Source organism: Pseudanabaena sp. PCC 6802, from assembly GCF_000332175.1.
Taxonomy (GTDB): domain Bacteria; phylum Cyanobacteriota; class Cyanobacteriia; order Pseudanabaenales; family Pseudanabaenaceae; genus PCC-6802.
In genome coordinates, this window is record NZ_KB235914.1 from 315,713 (window position 1) to 335,571 (window position 19,859).

The following is a 19,859-nucleotide window of genomic DNA, read 5'->3' on the forward strand; positions in this document are numbered from 1 at the left end:
ATAAAAAAAGTTATCCTTGTCCTAATCTATAGTTAGATCCCTGAGAAAGTAAAAGCGATCGCTCCGCCAATCATTTCCTCTTTCTCTACCCAAATAACCTGCTAGGGGCGATGAAAGTTCTACGAGCAAATCGTGGATTTCTCGATCCTCCAATCTAGGTTCTCTATCTTTGATAAATTTGGCGTTGTACTGTACCCTGATAGCAAGTGGTGTTGGTTTTTCATCTGGGTGAGCTTGTAATTCTTTTACTGCTTGAACTACATGCGACCGCAATCTAATCTCAGTTTCAACTTTCTGAATATATTCATCAACTTTTTCGTCGCTACGTCCTGCCACTAAATACTTTCTAAGTTCGATCAAGTTAATTGAGCCAGAATATTTTGCTTTAAGTTCGACCAAATTTTGTAATGTTGTAGGATTTATAATTGCCATACCATGTACTTTTGCCGCATCTTCGAGTTGCTCTGTCGGCTCTCCTGAACCGATAATTAACTTAGCTGCTGTCTCAAAAAGTTCTTGCTTTCTAAGTGTTCCTAAGTTAAGTAGTTGTACTGCTGTATCGTTAGGTATCTTCTTCCCAGCTTTACATTCACCAAAGAGGGGAAACGGTTCTAGACACAATAAATCTAATCCTCCTGCTCCACCTTTATGTGCGTAATCAGCTTTAAAACCAAGGAATTCAAGACCTTTTCGCACAATATTTTCAAAATCCGTTCCAGCCTGATAGTTACTTTTTCCCTCATCTTGCTCTTTACTGCGATCGCCTAAAGTAACAATCTCTCTATCTTTTATCCAATCTAAATTAGGATCGGATATTTGTATTGGTTTAGTTTCTTGCCAACCAAGAAATACTTGAATTTGCTCAGCTAATAGTTTGGCGGCATGGTTAGTAAAAGCCAGTTGGCTAATTGCTATTTGCAGGTTTTCTAGTTCAGGATCTTCTGGAAGTTCTAGGTTTTCTAGTCTTTCTCTACGTTTAGCAAATTCGCGATCGCCTATAACTGGCAGGTCATCGGTCACAGTAATAGGATGAGACAAAGGTATGAATTGCGCTGTCGCTTTGGCAGATACTTCCACCGAATTCGGCAATAAATAAACTCGCAAATAAACCAACCAAATGACTTCTCTTTGTGCCAGTATTTCCTCTAACGTTTCTACTGACCAGACTGTAAGGCGAGATATTATATCTAAGGCTTCAGCAGAATCAATAATTTGACATAGCTCGCATCTAGCCCATGCGTTGACAAAAACATTACCAGAATCAAGATTAGAATTATCGGGATAAAGTCCGAATTGCTGCCCCGGACGCAGAAATGATTGGGATATTGCTGCGATCGATTGACCTTTTACTAAGGCATCAACATCAGTAATGGGTAAGCACAAGGCATTAAAAATTGGGGCTGACTGACTCATTTTCCTCTACTGCCCTGTACCTGCGAATCTGAGCAAGAGTCCTACAAGTGCGATCGCAGCACTAATCGAGAGTCCTGCCGAAATACCACCAACCCATTTGACAACATCCCAAGTTCTATCTTGCCACTTTTGGGTTTGCCCAAGTTCTTTGCTAAAATGCTCCACTTCAGTATTGAGTTTGTCGAATTCAGTACTAAACTTATCAAACTCAGTATTAAGTTTATCAAATTCAGTATTGAGCTTATCAAGTCTTTGAATGACATCTAGTAGGGTTGGTTCGTTACTACTGGCTTGCATTGGTATTACCTCACCGATCTATCTGTATATCATCTATGCTATCATCAAGGTCTGATGTGCTTTTAGGAATGCTGACTGGCATATCTTCATCAATCAAATTTTCCGGCTCCTGCCCAGAAGGATCGCTGAGGATCTCACGGATTAGGGGGTTATCAGTTGCCAATCTTCTCTTAGCAATAAAGTTAAAAATACTGTCCTCTGTTAACTCATAATTCTCAGCAGAATTATAAACAAATAAGATAGCTAAAAGAGGTTTGATGTCCTGGCTTTGTAAAAATACCCATTCCCCTCCTTGTTCTTGAAGAAGTTTTCTTACACAATCTCTGGGTATGGCAGCACCACGATTAATAGTTTTTGAGCGTATTAAGCAGCCGCGAGTAAACCCAAATTTTTTATAGTCAATTAGTCTTTTTAAGGCTGCTCCAATAAATCTACCAGCAGACTGCTGAAGGACAGCTACTCCAATTTTTACAACTCTACCGCTCTCCTCACCAATAATTCTGAAATGAAGGTAGCCTTGGTCGGCTTTACTAGCTTCAATTTCTTCTATGTTTTTAACTGCAACCCCTTCAACTGTCTCCTCATCTATCAAGCTAGCAATTCCCAACCAAAGAGCATCGGCAATTACTTCATTATTCTCCATATATTCGTCAATGTCTTCCTCAACTGCTGCCATTTCATTATTGAAAGCCACCTCAATGGGATCTGGTGGCAATATTAGAGGGATGTCAGGAGATATTACGTCTTTCTTGGTTGTAAAGTTCTCCGAACACCACATTAGCACTCTCCTGGCTGTGGGCTTTTCCTTGCCGATTTCTCTCAGTTCATCTACATCAAAAGGATAAACAGGATTTGGTGGCACTAATTCTTTCTCTTTATAAAATATAGCTAACCATTGAGAAACTAGATCTACCACGCTGTCAGGATTAAGATATTCCAGTTCTAAAACTCGATCTGCTGTGCGATCGAAAGCTGCCCCTGCTACAGGTAACTGTTTGATCTGATCTCGGAAAGTATCAGGATATGTTGCCATCAGTAGCACGCACCGTTTAATGCGGTTGCGTAGATCTTTCGCTAAGGCATACACAACCTGTGCTCTAGTAAACCCCCTTTTGTTATCGCCGGGGTCATCTAGCTCATCAAAGCAGAACACAACAGTAATGTAGTCGCTGATCAGATCTAAGATTTGGCAGGCAAAGTTAAAAGATTCTACTTCTTGCTTCTGATTAGGAGAGTTGGGTAATCCCATCTCCACCGCTTTCCCATCAGCTAGGTCTTCTCCTGCTAACCAGTTAACTGCATAAGATTTATGGTGTTCAGAGAGCGTCCAAAGGATTGCCTTTAACAAATAGGGGTTGTCAACGTCTGGCTTCTTTGGCAAAAGTGCTTTATGCAAACGGTCGATCCATGTAGGATCTTTAGCTAATTCCTTTGTAACACCAATTACCGCTTGCCTGGATGAGTAAGCTTTTTTAGACGTAACTTCTCGTAACAAGTTTACTGCAAGTTCTTGCCATTGCGAGACCTCCTGAGAACCTATTTTTTTGAGGCTTGAAACTAAGGTTTGTAAAAACTCATGCTTAATACAATCCGGGTTGCCATAATTACCCATATAGACGAAAAAAGCTTTACCATCTGCTTGAAGGAGATGACGAATACGGCTAATGATGTGGGTTTTACCTGTACCTTTCTCAGCAGTAATAGTAATACCAACCGAAGGAAGCTCACCTCTATCGACTTTAGTAATTGCCTCAAATACAACATCAGAAACCATAGCATTGATAGATGTTGCATCTGGGAAGCTTTTGCCCCATACATGCTGATGATCGGCAAATTTAATTGCAAAAAGATTAGAACCCTCGATTGCTTTACTGAGATCCTCAACTGACGATGATGAAGTTGTCATAGAAATTAAGTTTGGTAAATGTGTGAGTAAATTAATAGTTTGAATAAGGCAGCTAATCAGTGTGATTGGGTTAATATTTTGGCATAGCACCTCATACCACCAACTTTAGTCATGATCGAGTCCTCTAGCTTGTCAGTTGCACCATCTTCTAGCGCTCCACCTTGAAGCTGAAAAATATCATTAGTTTGCATTTCCAGCATCCAGTCATTAAATTGCGAACGGGTAACGCGATCGCCTATTTCCCGCCTAATCCGATAAATCGGTACAAGACGATCGTAGTTGTAATCGCGGTTGAGGCGATCGTAAACCTCTAGGGCTAAAGCCTTAAACTCGTCATAGGTGGCGATCGCTACTGCATTTGTTTGGCGATCGCCGATCTGGTTGCCAGCACCAGGTAAAGCATCGCCCAAATGCCGAATCCACTTCAGCAAAGCATTGGCAACGCTACTACCAACTTGGTTTTTCCCAAACGAAAAGTTCTCGTCTTTGAGACCAGAAGCAAGGACTTCCTGCCCGTAAGCGGTTATAGAAATCCGCGTAGCCCGTTTTTCTGTGGCAATTAAGATCGCATTTTCCTGTGACAAATTATCCAGAATTACTTGATAATCCTTAGATTTCTCACCGGATTTAACAATTTGCCGCATTAGGTCGCCTTTTTTAACCCCCTGTGCGCCCATATCCCACAAACCGAGCAGTAATCGTGTTTTAGCCAGTGCTGCATTAAACTTTGAGCTTTGCTGTTGTGACATATTGATATCTCATTAGATATGATTATTAAACCAGATAATTAGGGCAACTAGACCGCGATGTTAGCCAGAAATTATCAAGCATTATTTAGCTTAACCAAGTTTATTGGTATGGTTTTCAGCTACCATCTCAAGCCCACCAAAGATGTCAAACCTGGACATCCTGACCGATCGCACCCCAAAAACTTGCCAAATTACGATCTCTTTGCGATGTTTTGCGATCGCGGCAAAGCATCATCCGCAATTCCCCCATCAGACCTATCAATTCAGTGAAGGTGTAATTATCGACTTCTTGACGCGGAAATGTCGTGGGAAGCTGCCCATTGGCTGATATCTTGACGGTTAATTGCTGCTGCCATCAAATCTGGGAATAGATCGGGGGTACAGGCGAAAGAAGGTACGCCAAATCCAGCGATCGCGGCTGTGTTGCGATGGTCGTAGGCAGGCGAACCATCATCGCTCAACGCCAACAAAGTAATGAACTGTACCCCCGACGCAACTAGAGTAGCAATGCGTTTGAGCATTTCCTCATTATTCCCACCCTCATATAGATCGCTAATCAAAACCAGAATGGTTTCCTGGGGTTGGCGTACCAATCCTTGACAGTAGGCTAAAGCCCGATTGATATCCGTACCGCCGCCTAGCTGGGTACCAAATAAGACTTCGACCGGATCCTGTAGCATTTCAGTTAAATCGACTACTGCTGTATCGAAGACTACCATACTGGTTTTGACGGCTGGCAATGTCGCTAAGACAGCACTAAAAATGCCCGCATATACCACAGACGTAGCCATAGAGCCGCTCTGATCGACGCATAGAATGATATCGCGCAAAGAAGAGCGTTTGCGTCCATAGCCAATCTTAGTTTCAGGAATGATGGTGCGATAGTCCGGTTGATAATTTTTGAGATTGGTGCGAATTGTGCGATTCCAATCGATTTCATGATGACGGGGGCGGCGGTTGCGTGCGGCGCGGTTTAAGCTGCCCATTACCGCCTGCCGCGTCGGGTTCTCTAGCTTGCGTTGTAATTCTTCAACGACTCGCCGCACCACAATGCGCGCAGTTTCCTTTGTCTTACTAGGCATAATGCCACTGAGCGATAGCAAATTTGCTACTAGATGCACGTCTGGTTCGACTGCTTCTAGCATCTCTGGTTCCAGTAACATGCGCTGCAAGTTCAGTCGTTCCAAAGCATCCTGTTGCATCACTCTCACCACAGAAGCAGGGAAGTAGGAGCGAATGTCGCCCAACCAGCGCGCCACCTTTGGCGACGAGCTACCTAAGCCACCGGAGCGATCGCTGTCATAGAGGGCACTCAAGGCACCATCAATCGCCGCGTCCTGGCTGTTAAGACTAAAGCCTAACCCATCAGATCCTGCGCAAATACCATCAGCCGCTCCGCCACCGAGGATAAGTCTCCAGCGACGCAGGCGGGTTTCGGGGAATGGGTTATGGGGGTTGGGGAGAGAGGATTGAGACATGAATATATAGTTTTTTAGAATCTTGGGTTTGAGAACAAACTGCAATAACAATAGATTTACCGATCGTAAATCTCTCGACGATGACCAATTTGATGGATAGTAACAACCTCTTCAGCAGCATTCGTAGAATAGATGATACGATAATCTCCAACTCTCAGCTTACAATATCCTGCTAGATCGCCCGCAAGACCTATGGGAGAGACTTGCTCAAAATTTGTAGCTAGCCATTTGATTTTCCGAGTAATACGAAGTTGAATAGCTCGATCGAGCGTAGCAAGATCGTTGAGTCCATCAGAAGTAAATGTTACTCTATAGCTCATCCCAGTCGATTCCAATTGTTTTCAAGGCATCTTCAGCAGAAATAGTTAGTTGGGGATGCTGGTTATGCCTCAATAGGCGCTCGACAACTTCTGGCCGTAAATTTTTTCCCCAATCTGGATCCCTATACTCCTCTAATACCTCGGTTACTACTTCCCGAATTAATGCTCGAAACTGCTCGGTAGTCAGGTCTTTTACTTGCATAATTTTTTCGCTTATTGTCTTAAATTCTAGTGTAACCTTAGTTCACAGTTCTTTGACACCAAGTAGCTGAGCTACAAGCGGGAGGACGGTATCAGCGCGATCGCGATCTAGGTCTATAGCGCTGCTGCCAGTAATTGCTGTGCTGGAGTCTCCACGTTTGACGCGCTCTCCCATTTGGCGACGTTCGGGGGCGGGAAAAGTAGAGAAGGTGCGGCGGAGGAGCGGTAGCAGGATGGTAAACGTGTCGTCAGTCAAGCTGGCGACCCAGGCATCCAAAACTTGCCACAGGCGATCGTCGTGCAGGAGAATGAGACCGCTGCCTTTTAGAAATCCTTCCACCCAGGCGGCAGCGATCGCGGGTTCGCTGGCGGTGGAGAGCGCGAGTCCCATGCGAGTTCCCACCGATTCTGTGGTAAAAATGCCCGCATCGAGTAAGATGCGACAGCAACGTCCCGCTAGAAGCCCGTGCAATCCCTGTCGATCTGCCATCTGTGCCAATACTGCTTGCCACGATTCGAGCATCTCAGGGTTTTGTAGTAACATCACCGCACTATTCACTTCAACGATGCGATCGTACATAGCAGTCGCAGCTTCATCATTCAAAGAGGAGCAGGCAAAGGGTAATCCCACACAAATGCGAGCGACTAAGCCATCAACTACGTATTTGATAATCTCCGTATCAATTTGGCGCACGTTGCCATAGCGCAATACATTTGCTAGCGGCGGCAAAGCTGCCATCAGGTGAGCGATATCTGTGGCGATCGCTGCTTCTGCTTGCAGGCGCACCATCAGGTAGCTGGCAGCATCAATTAGATTCGCCAGTAGGGTCTTATCCACCAGATCGGTGAGAGTAGGAAGATCGATGGCTCGATTCGCCAGATCGCGCGTACGGGCGATTGCAGCTTCCTCAATGGTTTTACCCCAAATACTAGCTTCAATTAGCTGTACGGCCAGTTCTGGCTGCCACTGCAAGCGCCACTGTTCTTTGAAAGTGCCCTTACCTGAGGTGTATTGCTGGCTCCCCCAAGGGATATCGAGCAAAAGGAGGCGATGGAGTAGTTGCGATCGCTCAAGGTCGTTAGCGTTGCGTAAATCCAGATCGAGTTGGCGAGCAGAGGCTTCGGCCTTTAGGCGCAAACGCTTCTGCTGTTTGAGCAAGTCCTGCTGCAAAGGCACCATCGGTGTATCGTCCGGCACTTCGCCCATCCGTTCCCCGACGATTAGTTTTTCGCGAATCAGTTGCATTGGTAGAGGATCGCCAAAACATAAAACGGCTTGTACCGCTTCATTGAGTTCGGGAAGTCCTGGAAGGGGGCGATCGCGCAGTGCCGCCAGAGATTCTGCCAGCCGCACGGCTTCGATAACGCTGGCGGAGGAGGCATCGATATCTTGCGATCGTAGAAGTCGAGCAACATTGACAATCCAACGGGTGGTGATTTGGGGGTTAGATGATAGGAGTTGGGGGTTGGGGGTTGGGGGTTGATGCAGGGGTTTAGCATTTGCCGTGAGTTCTTGTGTTTGATGCGAAGACTGTTGGACAAATGCTAAACCTTTACTGGATTCCCAGAGGTGGTGATACCAGCCGGGGGAGTCGATGCCTGCGCCGTAGCCACTGGTGAAACAGAGTCGCCCGTAAGTCCAGGGCACCCAGGTTACTTCTACCTTGATTTTGGGGAGTCCTTTCAGTAAGGCAGCATCTGTTTTGGCTGGAGGCATCTGGGCGAGGGAGGGAGCGTGCCAAGCTCCACAGACGACAGCGATTCGCTCCTTACCTTCGGCTTGGGCAGCGCGGATGCATTGTCGCATGTAGGCTTCGCGCTGTCGCTCGATCGAGCGATCGGGAAGTTCTAGGGCTTGGCTGATTTCTCGATTTTCTCGATCTAGTTCCTGCTTAAGTTCTTTGCCAGGATCTAGATCTAGCTCCTGTCTGAGTGCTGTCATCGCTTCCAGGATGCCAGCAAACAGATCGGTGCTATCTCTGCGGTGCTCTACCATGTATTCCCACCACCGCTCGCCATCGTTGAATCCTGCTGCTTCGGCGAGATATTTGAGAGGATCTTGAGCGATCGCACGTTCGGGATTGTCAGGCGGTGATTCCAGAGTGGAGGGATTAGGAAGATCGGCGGGATCTAGAGAGTTGGAAGTTGGGAGTTGAGAATTAGCTATGGCAAGGCGATGGATTTGCGGGAGGTCGATGAAGCGAACGGGGATATTGCGCGTTAGTCCGTAATGGAGAGCCTGCCATTCTGGGGAAAAGATGGCGAAGGGGTAATAAACAGCTTGCTGTAATTGTTCGGGAGCGTAGATCAGCAGGGCAACTGGTGGCTTCATGTCCGCATGTGTTAGTAGCGGCAGAATAGGCTGAGCTTCAGGTGGACCTTCTACTAAAATCGCATCGGGTTGTAGTTGCTCTAAAGCATAAACTAAGCTGCGCGCCGAGCCTGGCCCGTGGTGGCGGATGCCGAAAACATGGATTCCCATTACTCTGCCTCCCTACCCGCCCGATAGATATCCTTCCAGCCATCTCGCTCTTTGATTACGGTTTCCAGATATTCTCTCCAGACAATCTGGTCTTGCACGGGGTCTTTGATGACGGCACCGAGCAACCCGGAAATTAAATCGCCCGATCGCAGATATCCATCGCCGAAATGTGCGGCTAGTGCCAGACCGCTATTCACGACAGAAATTGCTTCGGCGGTACTGAGCGTACCGCTGGGAGACTTAAGCTTGGTTTTACCATCCTGGGTAACGCCGTTGCGCAATTCGCGGAAGATGGTGACGACGCGACGGATTTCCTCAAGGGCAGGTGGTTCGGCGGGGAGTTCCAGGGCGCGACCGAGACTCTCGACGCGGCGCTGGACGATTTCGACTTCCTCGGCTTCAGTATCGGGGACAGGGAGAATGACGGTATTGAAACGGCGCTTGAGGGCGCTGGACAATTCGTTAACGCCGCGATCGCGATTGTTCGCCGTGGCAATTACATTGAATCCTTTACTTGCCTGTACTTCCGAATTGAGTTCGGGGATGGGAAGGGTTTTCTCGGAGAGAATGGTAATGAGAGTATCCTGCACGTCGGAGGGAATGCGGGTTAATTCCTCTACGCGAGCAATTTTGCCATCGTTCATGGCTCGCATCATGGGACTATCTACCAATGCCTGTCGTGAGGGGCCTTCAGCCAGGAGTCTGGCATAGTTCCAACCGTAGCGAATCGCTTCTTCGCTCGTGCCTGCAGTGCCTTGAATCAGGAGAGTGGAATCTCCAGCGATCGCCGCAGCCAGATGCTCGGATACCCAGGATTTCGCAGTACCGGGTACGCCGTATAGAAGTAGAGCGCGATCGGTGGTCAAGGTGGCGATCGCGATTTCCATTAAGCGTTTATTGCCGATATATTTGGGCGATACCTCGAACCCGTTGTCGAGTTTACCACCTAAGAGATAGGTCGATACTGCCCAAGGTGAAAGCTTCCAATTGGGGGGACGTTGCTTGGTATCCGCTTTGGCTAATTCCTCTAGTTCGTGGGCAAACTGCTGTTCGGCGTGTTGGCGCAGTAGCGCACCATCAAGTTCTACGCTTGCTTGCGCCTTTGGGGGAGTCTCCTTTGACTTGGCAGTTTTCGAGGTTTTGACAGGTTGTTTCTCATCGCTCATAAGAGTTAATTCCTATTATCCATTATTAATTGCTTCTAACATTTCTTGTCGTAGTTTGACAATCCCTAGAGACTCATCTATAGTTCTTAATATAGAGTTTTTGACATAATCATTATATTCAGTGGTTTCACTTTGTTCGACTTGCTGACGCGTGTCGCTCAATAAAGCTACTAACTGGTGAATTTGAGTCGGTGCCATGTATCTAGCGCATCCCCATAGAAATGGATCGAGTCTTCTATCATATCGATTGTTATTCTGTTCGATTTCCTGCTTGAAGCTATCTAAAGCTACCTGAGTTACTCCCCCGCTCCAAATTGCCTTATCCTTAAATAGCAAAATTCCAGCTAGATTGGAGGTAACACCTTGCGATTTTATAGCTTCCAGCGCGATCGCCTCCTGTCGCTCGTATGGTAGAGATTTAAACATCTGGTAGATATTCGGCATTAAAGGTTGCAGAATTGATGCAGCGTTGGATGTAAATATAGCTTCGATCCAGGCAATATCTTTTTGACGCGATGCTGCTAGCGCCAGCCCCCTTAATACTATCTCATCCGATCGCTTGTGTTGCGCAACTTCCATTAGTTCTGAGGGAGTCTTAGACCAGATTTGTGCCCAAAGCGATAGCGGGGTAGATGCTAGCATTTGTTGCAACCACCACGATTTATCTCCTAATTTACTATCTTGACTTTTTGGTTCGATTCCGTCACGGATCGTACTTTTGTCACCCACTTCAGATAAAGTTACCTGAAAAAATGACTCGCCCTTTTTACTCACAATCTCAAGTGCAGATTTAACCCGCTCAGTCATGCGCTGGCATAGACGCGACTCGGGTAGGCAAGATAAATGCTCCGCAGCAACGCGGCGGACTTCCTTACTGCGATCGTCGAGGGCAGATTCTAGAAATGGTTCATCCACCATGCTTAAGCCGATCTCCAAAGTTTCCAAAAACTTGGAGCGATCGCCTGCGGTCTCGCTTTTCCACGTACCTTCCAAATATTCCCTAGCGCGATTAGCATCCCGCTGGCGCTGAACTCTGAACCAGATTAATCTCTCTTTGAGATTGCCTGTTTCCCATACAGTTTCGCGATCGTCAACTGTTACATAGTTCCATTCAGGGTTTTGCGCCGCCAACCATATGCCCCGCTTACCCAACACAGGGACGATCGCAGCATGTAAATCTCCCAAAGCCTTACCCAAAGATAGCAAGCGCTCCAGACTAGTTTCCGGTACCCGTTGTCCCATCTTTGCTACTGCTCTTACGAATTCGGGTAAGATCTCCAGATTTGCTCTATTTGTATCGCTGAGGATTAACTGTAAGTAGTAAGCAGCGCGATCGCTACAGCATGGTAAATCTTCAAGATCGCAGGGCTGTGGTAATGGAATATCAGTAGTTTTAAGTTTCTGTCCCAGTTTGTGATGCAGCGTAATTGCTGCGGCTACACTTAGCAAAGCAGTTTCTGGGTTGGCAGGATCGATTTTGGCTATCAATTCGCCAAGTTTTCCGTCTGCAATTGGAGGTGTAAAAGGTTGGCGTTCGGTACCGATTAGGGCTGTGGCGACGATGTTTTGGAGCATGGTGGGGGTTGGGTGATAGGGGTTGAGGGTTTGGTGATAGGCGTTAACGCAGGGGTTTAGCATTTGTCCCATAATCTTCGCATCGATCGCAAGCATTCATCACAAATGCTAAACCCTTACAGGATTGGGTTGGATTATGGGGATTGGGGTTAGAATAGGTGGAATTTTTGGAATGCATAGGTGCTGAGAGGGAGGAATTTTCTCCCGTTCCACTCGCCGAATATGGTGATGGGATGCCCTCCACTAACTGCGTGCATTGACCAATTAGATGAGGAAACATAGATTGGCAATATCTTTCCATTGCGATCGCGAATCGACCAATTATCAGATTCCATAGGCATGAGCGTAACTTGTGCGATTGTCAAGGGGAATTTCTCTAACCAAATATGACAAGATAAGGCATGATGATAGGCAGCGATCGCGTCGTCAATGCTTTGATAACCGGGCATCCGATCGAGCGAGCTAACTGATTCATAGCGAGTTTTAATTAACGCCCGCAGGGGATATGCACTTTCATAAAACGCCAGCTCTGCCTCGAACGCAGTACCAGGCATAATCTGTAGCTCGAACGGCTGCGTGCCGTAGGCAAATTGCAGGATTAGGGCGGGGCGATCGCTCTGTTTCCCCCATAACCAACTGCGACTTACCCTTAATTTTTCCTCCTCTTCTATACTCTGTCCCATTACCAACCAATAATCTCTCACAACTCTTTCAACTTTTCTATCCTCTCTCTTTTCGTTGTATTTCTCTGGTGGAACCGATAGGTTTAGGTCAGGCATGGGGGGGCTGCCCCTACTACGACTGGAATCGCCATTTCCATCTTCCACTTCCGCCAACAGCTCCGCTTGACTTTGACTCCAGCCCATCTGCGTCCGAATATCCGCCTGCACGCCACTGGGCAAAGTCTCCAGGCGTTGGAAGCCTTCGAGCAGTAAATGCAATTTGCTAAGTTGCTCTAATAGTCTTTCCGCCCAATCTGCACCTGAGTAGGGAATTCCAGCCATGTCCTTGATTAAACGGGCGATGCCGGGGGCTTGGGCATCAACCGCTCGCGCGGCGGCTTGCTCCCAGTAACTATAGGGTTTGGCTTGCACCGTCGCTAGACCCTGGCGAATTAAATCTGCCAGCCAAAGTTGCAATTCTTTGACTCCCGCCGTAACTTTGCGATATCTTTCCGCAGTGCGCTTAGCTTGGGCTGCAGGATCGGCAGGTTGGGCTGCCTGCTCCTGCTTTTGCTTCTGCTTCTCCTCTCGCTTTGCGCGAGAATTCAGCCAATCTGTTACCCATTCCGGCGGCTCGCTATCCTGGAAAGTATCAGGTTGCTCTGCCAAAAGCAAAAATAAACCTATTCCGTGTTTGCAGGGAAACTTACGGCTGGGGCAGGAGCACTTAAATGCAGGTTCGCTCAGATCGACCTGCGTGCGGTAGGGGTCTTTGCCGCTACCCTGACACTCGCCCCAAATCACCTGTGAGGTTTTGCCAAGCGATCGCCACTTACTCAGAGTCGCCAGACCCATACCATTTTTAGCAGATGCCGGATCTGGTGCTAATGCTATTACCTGTTCTGATGTCCAAGTTGCAACCATAATTGAGAGTGCAGGAATCCAGAGAATATCTTATGGCAACCGCATTATAGCACCAACTATCGCAACACATTAGTATGCTCGTGCCAATCTCTCAATTAAATCCATCACCTTGACTTTTACTAAATCGCGGACTTCTCGAAATTTATCAATACCCTCTCCCTCAGGATCGTCAAGTTGCCAGTCTTCAAAAATATCGCGTAGCACCCATGCTTCCGGTAGATTTACACCGCATCCACATAGCGAGATTACGGCATCATAATTTGCTGGGTCGAAATCGCTTAAGGGTTTAGATGTCTGCAAGCTAATATCAATGCCTATCTCTGACATCACTTGCATGGTTATAGGATCGACCTGGCTGGATTCCAAGCCGGAGCTAGTTACCTCAACTTTGCCAGATCCAAATATCCGAGTAAATCCCTCTGCCATTTGCGATCGCCGCGAATTTTTTTTGCAAACAAACATGACCTTCGGTAGAGAAAGTACTTTCCTCAAACAGATGGCTGTAGTTGGACAAAGGCTAACAAACTGGCTTGTATTTTGAATTATCGGCGGCACTGCATCGCGATCGACTTGCTCGAATCCCATCTTAGTAAAGAAACCCGATTCCAATGTTGTTAACAGATAAACCTGCCTGACTCCCTTAGACTGAGCGTATGCCATTAGCTGTTCGGCGATCGCGCGACCGTAGCCCTTTTTTCTATAAGCTAGCGCGATCGCTAGCGACCGCAACAACCCATACACACCGTATAGTTCTATGCCGCCGATACCCACTATTTCTGAGTCAACCTGACCTAGAAACATAGAATCTAATTTGCTTGGGATATCTGCGATTGGTAGACCGTTAACTGCAAGTAGTTGCTCGATATACTCTAGATTTGCTGTAGTTGCTGGCTTGAGGGTTATCATTGCTTTGACTCTAATTTTAGACTTTGTACCGTATCTCGAAAGTTGTGAGAAAGATGCCTGTAGGTCACGACAGCTAGTTGTGCCCCTACAATGGGAGCAATCCAGTATAACCAGTGATGCTGCCAAACCCACCCAACGAGAGCTGGCCCGAGCGATCGCGCTGGATTCATACTCGCTCCTGTAATTGGTCCCATAAACGCCGCCTCTAAACCAACAGTGAGTCCGATTGCGACACCCGCAAAACCTGAGGGAGCGCGCCGATCTAGTCCCGACCCTAAGATTACAAGCATGAGAATAAAGGTGAGGACAAACTCCAAAATTGATGACTGCAACCAGTTGTCATGCAATGGGAGCGTAGCACCCATATTTGCCACAGATCCTAAAGAAAGGAACAGGATTGATGATGCGGCGATCGCGCCTCCACATTGAGCCAGAATGTAAGGCAATACTCGATTCTGTGGGAAAAAGCCACTTGTCCAAAAAGCAAGCGTGACAGCGGGATTAAAGTGCGCGCCGCTAATATGACTGAGGGCATAAATTAGAGCTGCCACCACTGCGCCAAATACAAAGCTAATTCCCAGGTGCGTAATTGCACCATGACTGAGTTCGTTGACCATCACTGCTCCAGTGCCCGCAAACACTAAAATGAACGTGCCAATACTCTCAGCGGCAATTTCTGAATAGCAAGCAACAAACTGCTTTTGCAATACTTCCTTCACTGGTTTTGATAATAGTGCTTAAATTTAGCGATTATTCGCAGACAATCCAAGCATATTTCAAAAAAAATTGATATGTCAAGCCGAAGGATCGCAGCGCCGAGCTGGCAGAATTTCGCTAAAACGACGGAATTCAGCTAAATATTGTTCTAAAATAACAAACTGAGATAGATTAAGGCTGTAATAAATCCAACGACCGTCGTGACGAGCGCGTACTAACCCTGCCTCTTTTAAAGCTTTGAGGTGGAATGATAGCTTTGATTGAGCAATACCAAGATATTCGCAAAGCTCGCAACCGCAAAGTTCTTTATTGCGCAGCAGTTCTACAATATTTACTCTTAACGGATCTGACAGTGCATGAAATCCTGCAATAATTTGAGTAGAGACTTGAGGTGAAGTAGAGGCTGATGTATTTAGCATCAAGTTTTATTGAAATATTATTTTTATAGGATACTATAAGCGCGATACTTTTGTTTTACATTAAAAGAGGTTGGAATTTGTCATGACAGATCGATACCCTTATCCCAACGAAGAAACTAAAGAAACCTGTCTCGATCGCTTGCGAGAAAACAACCGCCAGCTAGAGCTATATAATTTATTCTTGGACGATGCAATCTCTCAAGTTGACTCGGAATTACGCCAACAAAAGCGAGAAAGATTATTGCCGAAAATACAACCTATCGAATAAGGCGATCGCAGATCCAAATTTACATCTCAGGTTGCTTAAAAAGCAACCTCATTCTAATCTTGTCATCTTCAACAACACTAAAATGGCCGTACCAATCGTCGCGTAGAGCGATCGCTTTCGCAACTTTTTGAGCTACTACAGCACTCGATGGCATCTTAACCCGAAATAGAACAATCCCAGTTGTGGCAGGCAATTGCGATCGAAAAGCCAGTTCTCCAAAATCTTTGTCAAATGTTAAGAGAATACGGTTCTCTATTTGAGCGCGACTTAGCACTTCGCGATCGGAGATGCCAGGTGAGTCAACTCTAATCCAGGCTACATCATGTCCATTTTGTCGCAGCGCTTCAACAGCATCAAGGGGAAAGTTTTCGTTAGCAAGGAAGCGCATAAGCTAGACGGGAATGGCGTAAACCTTTTCGGATTTCAAAGAAGCACTGGCATAGCTAAGACAAGCCTGGATATCTGCAAGAGTAATACCTGGGTAATTACGCAAAATTTCGTCCGTACTCCAGCCTTGTGCAAGGAGATCGATAATGAATTCAACTGCAAGTCGAGTTCCTTTGATAATAGGTTTACCAACTAAGACATTTGGGTTGAGAATAATTCGAGATTGCCAATCCATAGTTAATAATGGTTCAAGTACGTAGACAAAGGACTGATGCAGTAGTCATTGGCTCTAGTATAGCTCATATCGCTTTTAGCTTCCCCTCAATAACCCAGCATATTGGCGATCGCAGCCACAGGTGCCCCCCGATTGCTTCGCAATACTTTTGTTTTGCGTTTGTTGCATGGGGGAGGCTATCTCCAATATTAAGTTATTCGTGGCAAGTAACGGTAGTAGTTGAAAAGCTGAGATAATTATGATTGGCTTCCGAATATTTGCTCGAAATCGATAGTAAAGCTATCTGACGAAACCTTAACTATGACAAATCGATATCCTTATCCTAATGAAGAAACCAAAAGAAACTGCCTCGATCGCCTGCGGGAAACTAATCGACAGCTAGAGCTATATAATTTGTTCTTAGACGATGCGATTTCTCAAATTGATTCGGAATTGCGCCAACAAAAGAGAGAAAGATTATTGACGAAAATACAACCTGTCGAATAAGGCGATCGCTGAGTGCCTACCCCTAGATATCGGGGCAACCACGGGGGGATTGCCCCTACCACAATAAATGGTTGATATTGACAAAATAGCGAATTTGCAGGGTTTCGGGCAATATTTTTGTCTGTTTCAGTGCCATTCAATAGTATAATCTTTCGCGATGCTTTATGGAAGTTGCGTTGGATAGACCCTCAAGAATGGGAGTTTCCCATCAAAAAATGTAGGTATTACTTTCTCTAATAGCTATCAGTTCTTACATCCAAAATTATGGAAATAAAAAAGATAATCTCTCGCTACATAATAAAATCACCATAAGCAAGATTAGTAACGTAGCGATCCACAAAAAAGAATAAACTCTTCTCCGTTTTTTAATAAACTCTTTTTCTTTTCTAAACTCAACATCATCATTTAAAATCCTATTTATATCCTCTTGGACTAAAAGGTCTAAAAATCTTCCTTTGAGATTCTTATATCTTAGTTCGAGCCTTTCAATTTCCTGATCTAGGCTCCATATTGAAAATAGAAGGTATAAGAAAGATATAGCAAGAAATGCCAAGGAGATATTTGTGGTATCATCATCAAATATCTTGTTGAGTTTACCAGGTTTATTAGAACTAAGAAATTTTAATAGAAAAACAGATATAAAATATGAGATAAAAGTAATTATACTCTTTTTAAAGTCACCAAGATAGTTTTCAATGATATTATTAGATTTTTCAGTGATGGCAATTAGTTGATCGCTAATTTTATTTCTTATCTCTATATATCTATTTAAATTTTGTTGAAGATAAGTCTTAAATCCCGACTGAATAGAAAAAAATACATCATTGGAAATTTCAATTGGTTTTTCACTTTTTAAATAAATTGACAATATATTCCTGGACAGGTTTATTTTGTCAGCTACATTTCCTGAGTTGGAATATATCCAATCGAAGATCTTCATATATTCAATAATTGAAGAAGTATTAGTTTCGTCAATTTTAAAGTTTCCCTGAAGTGTTTTAAAGCCATTAAGTTTATATTCAAAAATATTTTTTTCCTTAATTGAAGTAATATCAAATATGCTCGCAATAGAGAATATAACAGTAAGCCTATCAAGTTTTTCCGTAATACTATTGGGACTAGTAGGTCTTTGCTCTAAATAGAAGTAAGTTGGCAAAAAAGGATACTCAGCATAATTTGCGAAATTGCAAACTTCTCTAAGTTGATTTGCTTTATCTGGCAAATCTTTGAAGCTGTTGAATTCTGAACTACTGAATTCAATCCTTTGTGAATAAAAGTTTTCAATATCCTCTCCAACAATAAAAAAGCACAACTTCTTCCGGAGAATATTATCCTTAATAGTATCTAAGAACTGTATTGTAGTTCTCCCTTTAACAAAATCACAAAAACTACTAAAATCATATATGTTGGCTGTATAATTAACATTTTTTTTGATTTCAAATTTTAAAGTAATTTGCTCATCTTCAACATCATTGAGTACTTTTCTTAGTTCATCGTTGAAACTCTGATAGTTTTTAGTAGATGAAGCTAGAGTAACTGAGGAATTGAAATTGTCTATTGAAAGGCTTAGTTGCCAATCATCATTATTAGGTATTTTATCTAAAACCCCTGCTATTTTAGTATCTATATCTAGAGTTAAATTTTTTGAAGTAAGGTATTCAATACGATACGAAGTAAACTTATCTTCTATAAGTACAGAAGTATTATTATCTAATGGTTCGAAGATGCTTTGTATCGATTGAGATAATTTCATTTTTGTAACCTTGCAAACCACTTGTATCCTTCTTCGGTCTTTATTTTAATAAACTTGTTACCCTCACTATCTTCTTCAGCGATAATTGTCTCAGTAATATTTTCAACATGATCGTTAATCCAAAGTTCAATACTAGAAGATAATTTTATTTTTTCGGAAATTCTTCTTTTTGTAATTTTTTCTTTAATTATAGGAAAGCGACGATCAAATTTAAAGTTCTCAGGCAGGCTTTTTAACTTATCAACTATTGTTTCTGTTTTTAGTTTATCATCTATTGGCTCATAGCCTGTTAACATATCAACAATCTCAGTTAAGTTAAATTCATCGTGAGTTCTCATGTAACCTACAAAAAAGTTTCGTATAATTTGATAATCTTCAGGATGTTTATCTTTTATGGGTTCGATTGTCTTCTTAAATATAATATCAACTGACCTTTCAGTATTATATGCAGGTGTGTAAGTCTCGCTAAGCTCTAAATAGTCTTGCCACCAATACTTTGACATAGTTGAATTAGTGTCAAAGATTCGTACTTTCTCAATTTGGTGAGTGCCGTTATAGGCAACCATAACTGCCTTATACAGTTGCTTTTTTAGGGGAAAACCACTTTTTATTCTTAAATCCGCCTCATCCAAAATTTCTTCATGCTCGGCCTTGCAAATAATTATATGTTTTTGATTATCAATTTCTAACAATGCCTGAAAAAGACTCCCTTTTTGTACTTCATGTTTTAGGTGGGTGATCCTCTGCTGAGTTTCCTTTTCAATTCTTAATAACCTTTTAGCATTGCCTTCTGCCGCTTCTAGGAATGAATTGTTTAACATTTTATCCAAGGACGCTCTAACTTCTGTAGTTTCCGACAAAAACTTGAACTCCCTATTTGAGAAAGACAATTGAACTTTTTCGATCAACTTTTCAATATACTCTTGAATCTCGTCTCCTCCCTGCTCAGTGTTACGCAACTTAACCTTCTCTTGGACATGATCGAAAGAGTAAAGTGCAGCTTTGATAATGTTCATGTGGAATGCTTCTGACTATATACCCATGTAATTGATTTCAAATCTTATCACAATTATTGCTCTGGTAACCTGAGATATTACAGGAGATATGGTTGTTTCAAGGGTCACTACCTAAAAAATGTAGGCTGTACTATTGCCGTGGCAACAAATGGTATCGATGCCATTGATATCGATACCAGCATTACGTAACAATACTGCCGCAGAGAGTGGCAATCCCTGGTCAAGCAACAGTTTCATAGCGATTGGGTAGCTCAATGATGCGATCGTCTAAGTAGGAAGAGGCAAAAATTAGGGATTGGCGAATATCCTCATCTTCTAATTCAGGAAACTCTCGATGTAATTCTTCGCGATCGCTATAGAGCGCTAGTAGCTCAATTACTCGACGAACAGTAAGGCGAAGGTTGCGAATGCAGGGTTGTCCATTCATGCGTTTCGGATTGCTCGTAATACGATCTAATTTCATAAAGCCTAATTCCAATGTTTTACAATCATCTTAACA

General features: G+C 44.1%; 22 protein-coding genes and 1 pseudogene. 3 read left to right on the top strand and 20 right to left on the bottom strand.

Annotated features, from left to right (window positions below):
- Positions 1 to 21 precede the first annotated feature (21 nt).
- Genes PSE6802_RS0106740 through PSE6802_RS0106755 form a run of 4 tightly spaced genes read right to left on the bottom strand, consistent with a single transcriptional unit; the run spans position 22 to position 4,365 of the window.
- A complete protein-coding gene (locus PSE6802_RS0106740; protein WP_019499288.1) occupies positions 22 to 1,413 on the bottom strand; it encodes a DUF1802 family protein in 1,392 nt (463 codons plus the stop codon).
- Positions 1,414 to 1,419: 6 nt separating this feature from the next.
- Positions 1,420 to 1,710, bottom strand: coding sequence for a hypothetical protein (locus tag PSE6802_RS0106745; protein WP_019499289.1), 291 nt, complete (start codon positions 1,708 to 1,710; stop codon positions 1,420 to 1,422).
- A gap of 10 nt (positions 1,711 to 1,720) precedes the next feature.
- Positions 1,721 to 3,616: a P-loop NTPase family protein gene (locus tag PSE6802_RS0106750; RefSeq protein WP_019499290.1), complete on the bottom strand. Its 1,896-nt coding sequence runs from the start codon at positions 3,614 to 3,616 to the stop codon at positions 1,721 to 1,723.
- A gap of 56 nt (positions 3,617 to 3,672) precedes the next feature.
- Positions 3,673 to 4,365, bottom strand: a complete 693-nt coding sequence (locus tag PSE6802_RS0106755) for a hypothetical protein (protein WP_019499291.1) — start codon at positions 4,363 to 4,365, stop codon at positions 3,673 to 3,675.
- A 57-nt stretch (positions 4,366 to 4,422) separates the two neighbouring features.
- Here PSE6802_RS0106755 and PSE6802_RS0106760 point away from each other — a divergent pair, with 57 nt between their 5' ends.
- Positions 4,423 to 4,635 carry a hypothetical protein gene (locus PSE6802_RS0106760; RefSeq protein ID WP_019499292.1) on the top strand — a complete coding sequence of 71 codons (213 nt, stop codon included), beginning with the start codon at positions 4,423 to 4,425 and terminating at the stop codon, positions 4,633 to 4,635.
- A gap of 8 nt (positions 4,636 to 4,643) precedes the next feature.
- On the opposite strand, the gene PSE6802_RS0106765 is transcribed toward PSE6802_RS0106760, so the two are convergent.
- From PSE6802_RS0106765 to PSE6802_RS0106810, 11 genes and pseudogenes are all read right to left on the bottom strand, one after another.
- On the bottom strand, positions 4,644 to 5,843 hold the full coding sequence (locus PSE6802_RS0106765) for a vWA domain-containing protein (protein ID WP_051050564.1): 1,200 nt from the start codon (positions 5,841 to 5,843) through the stop codon (positions 4,644 to 4,646).
- A gap of 56 nt (positions 5,844 to 5,899) precedes the next feature.
- On the bottom strand, positions 5,900 to 6,163 hold the full coding sequence (locus tag PSE6802_RS0106770; protein WP_019499294.1) for a type II toxin-antitoxin system RelE family toxin: 264 nt from the start codon (positions 6,161 to 6,163) through the stop codon (positions 5,900 to 5,902).
- Positions 6,153 to 6,365, bottom strand: a complete 213-nt coding sequence (locus PSE6802_RS0106775; RefSeq protein WP_019499295.1) for a hypothetical protein — start codon at positions 6,363 to 6,365, stop codon at positions 6,153 to 6,155. Before PSE6802_RS0106775 ends, PSE6802_RS0106770 begins: the two co-directional genes overlap by 11 nt.
- 42 nt (positions 6,366 to 6,407) lie before the next feature.
- Positions 6,408 to 8,846 (bottom strand): DUF5682 family protein, encoded by a 2,439-nt coding sequence (locus tag PSE6802_RS0106780; protein WP_019499296.1) that lies wholly within the window; start codon positions 8,844 to 8,846, stop codon positions 6,408 to 6,410.
- Positions 8,846 to 10,012 (bottom strand): ATP-binding protein, encoded by a 1,167-nt coding sequence (locus PSE6802_RS0106785; protein ID WP_019499297.1) that lies wholly within the window; start codon positions 10,010 to 10,012, stop codon positions 8,846 to 8,848. The genes PSE6802_RS0106780 and PSE6802_RS0106785 overlap by 1 nt, the downstream gene beginning before the upstream one ends.
- A gap of 15 nt (positions 10,013 to 10,027) precedes the next feature.
- The gene (locus PSE6802_RS0106790; protein ID WP_019499298.1) at positions 10,028 to 11,683 is read right to left on the bottom strand and encodes a DUF5691 domain-containing protein; all 1,656 of its coding nucleotides are present in this window, start codon (positions 11,681 to 11,683) and stop codon (positions 10,028 to 10,030) included.
- 53 nt (positions 11,684 to 11,736) lie between these two features.
- Complete coding sequence (locus tag PSE6802_RS0106795) at positions 11,737 to 13,173, bottom strand: SWIM zinc finger family protein (protein WP_019499299.1); 1,437 nt, start codon at positions 13,171 to 13,173, stop codon at positions 11,737 to 11,739.
- A 69-nt stretch (positions 13,174 to 13,242) separates the two neighbouring features.
- Positions 13,243 to 13,635 carry an arsenate reductase, glutathione/glutaredoxin type gene (gene arsC / locus PSE6802_RS35755; protein WP_026103120.1) on the bottom strand — a complete coding sequence of 131 codons (393 nt, stop codon included), beginning with the start codon at positions 13,633 to 13,635 and terminating at the stop codon, positions 13,243 to 13,245.
- Positions 13,636 to 13,668: 33 nt separating this feature from the next.
- Positions 13,669 to 14,079: pseudogene (gene arsN2, locus PSE6802_RS35760) on the bottom strand (arsenic resistance N-acetyltransferase ArsN2); the annotation flags it as partial.
- Positions 14,076 to 14,798: an MIP/aquaporin family protein gene (locus PSE6802_RS0106805; protein ID WP_019499301.1), complete on the bottom strand. Its 723-nt coding sequence runs from the start codon at positions 14,796 to 14,798 to the stop codon at positions 14,076 to 14,078. The pseudogene arsN2 and the gene PSE6802_RS0106805, both read right to left, overlap by 4 nt.
- A gap of 75 nt (positions 14,799 to 14,873) precedes the next feature.
- Positions 14,874 to 15,215, bottom strand: a complete 342-nt coding sequence (locus PSE6802_RS0106810) for an ArsR/SmtB family transcription factor (protein ID WP_019499302.1) — start codon at positions 15,213 to 15,215, stop codon at positions 14,874 to 14,876.
- Positions 15,216 to 15,297: 82 nt separating this feature from the next.
- Between PSE6802_RS0106810 and PSE6802_RS0106815 the strand changes: the two genes are divergently transcribed.
- The gene (locus PSE6802_RS0106815; RefSeq protein ID WP_019499303.1) at positions 15,298 to 15,483 is read left to right on the top strand and encodes a hypothetical protein; all 186 of its coding nucleotides are present in this window, start codon (positions 15,298 to 15,300) and stop codon (positions 15,481 to 15,483) included.
- Between the two features lie 19 nt (positions 15,484 to 15,502).
- Here PSE6802_RS0106815 and PSE6802_RS0106820 read toward each other — a convergent pair whose 3' ends face one another.
- Together PSE6802_RS0106820 and PSE6802_RS0106825 are read right to left on the bottom strand one after the other, a co-directional pair.
- Positions 15,503 to 15,871, bottom strand: coding sequence for a DUF5615 family PIN-like protein (locus PSE6802_RS0106820; RefSeq protein ID WP_019499304.1), 369 nt, complete (start codon positions 15,869 to 15,871; stop codon positions 15,503 to 15,505).
- Between the two features lie 3 nt (positions 15,872 to 15,874).
- Positions 15,875 to 16,105 (bottom strand): DUF433 domain-containing protein, encoded by a 231-nt coding sequence (locus tag PSE6802_RS0106825; protein WP_019499305.1) that lies wholly within the window; start codon positions 16,103 to 16,105, stop codon positions 15,875 to 15,877.
- Between the two features lie 300 nt (positions 16,106 to 16,405).
- Here PSE6802_RS0106825 and PSE6802_RS0106830 point away from each other — a divergent pair, with 300 nt between their 5' ends.
- Positions 16,406 to 16,591, top strand: coding sequence for a hypothetical protein (locus PSE6802_RS0106830; protein WP_019499306.1), 186 nt, complete (start codon positions 16,406 to 16,408; stop codon positions 16,589 to 16,591).
- Positions 16,592 to 16,853: 262 nt separating this feature from the next.
- On the opposite strand, the gene PSE6802_RS0106835 is transcribed toward PSE6802_RS0106830, so the two are convergent.
- From PSE6802_RS0106835 to PSE6802_RS0106850, 3 genes are all read right to left on the bottom strand, one after another.
- Positions 16,854 to 18,344 carry a hypothetical protein gene (locus tag PSE6802_RS0106835; RefSeq protein ID WP_019499307.1) on the bottom strand — a complete coding sequence of 497 codons (1,491 nt, stop codon included), beginning with the start codon at positions 18,342 to 18,344 and terminating at the stop codon, positions 16,854 to 16,856.
- Positions 18,341 to 19,360 (bottom strand): nucleoid-associated protein, encoded by a 1,020-nt coding sequence (locus PSE6802_RS0106840; protein WP_019499308.1) that lies wholly within the window; start codon positions 19,358 to 19,360, stop codon positions 18,341 to 18,343. The genes PSE6802_RS0106835 and PSE6802_RS0106840 overlap by 4 nt, the downstream gene beginning before the upstream one ends.
- A gap of 220 nt (positions 19,361 to 19,580) precedes the next feature.
- The gene (locus tag PSE6802_RS0106850) at positions 19,581 to 19,823 is read right to left on the bottom strand and encodes a DUF433 domain-containing protein (RefSeq protein WP_019499310.1); all 243 of its coding nucleotides are present in this window, start codon (positions 19,821 to 19,823) and stop codon (positions 19,581 to 19,583) included.
- Between the last annotated feature and the right edge of the window lie 36 nt (positions 19,824 to 19,859).

What these genes read in the sequence shown, in the direction of transcription:
- PSE6802_RS0106810 (WP_019499302.1), bottom strand. Translation starts at nt 15,215, where the DNA reads ATGCTAAATACATCAGCCTCTACTTCACCTCAAGTCTCTACTCAAATT.
- PSE6802_RS0106850 (WP_019499310.1), bottom strand. Translation starts at nt 19,823, where the DNA reads ATGAAATTAGATCGTATTACGAGCAATCCGAAACGCATGAATGGACAA.
- PSE6802_RS0106825 (WP_019499305.1), bottom strand. Translation starts at nt 16,105, where the DNA reads ATGGATTGGCAATCTCGAATTATTCTCAACCCAAATGTCTTAGTTGGT.
- PSE6802_RS0106750 (WP_019499290.1), bottom strand. Translation starts at nt 3,616, where the DNA reads ATGACAACTTCATCATCGTCAGTTGAGGATCTCAGTAAAGCAATCGAG.
- PSE6802_RS0106790 (WP_019499298.1), bottom strand. Translation starts at nt 11,683, where the DNA reads ATGCTTGCGATCGATGCGAAGATTATGGGACAAATGCTAAACCCCTGC.
- PSE6802_RS0106785 (WP_019499297.1), bottom strand. Translation starts at nt 10,012, where the DNA reads ATGAGCGATGAGAAACAACCTGTCAAAACCTCGAAAACTGCCAAGTCA.
- PSE6802_RS0106770 (WP_019499294.1), bottom strand. Translation starts at nt 6,163, where the DNA reads ATGAGCTATAGAGTAACATTTACTTCTGATGGACTCAACGATCTTGCT.
- PSE6802_RS0106740 (WP_019499288.1), bottom strand. Translation starts at nt 1,413, where the DNA reads ATGAGTCAGTCAGCCCCAATTTTTAATGCCTTGTGCTTACCCATTACT.
- PSE6802_RS0106765 (WP_051050564.1), bottom strand. Translation starts at nt 5,843, where the DNA reads ATGTCTCAATCCTCTCTCCCCAACCCCCATAACCCATTCCCCGAAACC.
- PSE6802_RS0106775 (WP_019499295.1), bottom strand. Translation starts at nt 6,365, where the DNA reads ATGCAAGTAAAAGACCTGACTACCGAGCAGTTTCGAGCATTAATTCGG.
- PSE6802_RS0106760 (WP_019499292.1), top strand. Translation starts at nt 4,423, where the DNA reads ATGTTAGCCAGAAATTATCAAGCATTATTTAGCTTAACCAAGTTTATT.
- PSE6802_RS0106835 (WP_019499307.1), bottom strand. Translation starts at nt 18,344, where the DNA reads ATGAAATTATCTCAATCGATACAAAGCATCTTCGAACCATTAGATAAT.
- PSE6802_RS0106755 (WP_019499291.1), bottom strand. Translation starts at nt 4,365, where the DNA reads ATGTCACAACAGCAAAGCTCAAAGTTTAATGCAGCACTGGCTAAAACA.
- arsC (WP_026103120.1), bottom strand. Translation starts at nt 13,635, where the DNA reads ATGTTTGTTTGCAAAAAAAATTCGCGGCGATCGCAAATGGCAGAGGGA.
- PSE6802_RS0106820 (WP_019499304.1), bottom strand. Translation starts at nt 15,871, where the DNA reads ATGCGCTTCCTTGCTAACGAAAACTTTCCCCTTGATGCTGTTGAAGCG.
- PSE6802_RS0106840 (WP_019499308.1), bottom strand. Translation starts at nt 19,360, where the DNA reads ATGAACATTATCAAAGCTGCACTTTACTCTTTCGATCATGTCCAAGAG.
- PSE6802_RS0106815 (WP_019499303.1), top strand. Translation starts at nt 15,298, where the DNA reads ATGACAGATCGATACCCTTATCCCAACGAAGAAACTAAAGAAACCTGT.
- PSE6802_RS0106745 (WP_019499289.1), bottom strand. Translation starts at nt 1,710, where the DNA reads ATGCAAGCCAGTAGTAACGAACCAACCCTACTAGATGTCATTCAAAGA.
- PSE6802_RS0106830 (WP_019499306.1), top strand. Translation starts at nt 16,406, where the DNA reads ATGACAAATCGATATCCTTATCCTAATGAAGAAACCAAAAGAAACTGC.
- PSE6802_RS0106795 (WP_019499299.1), bottom strand. Translation starts at nt 13,173, where the DNA reads ATGGTTGCAACTTGGACATCAGAACAGGTAATAGCATTAGCACCAGAT.
- PSE6802_RS0106780 (WP_019499296.1), bottom strand. Translation starts at nt 8,846, where the DNA reads ATGGGAATCCATGTTTTCGGCATCCGCCACCACGGGCCAGGCTCGGCG.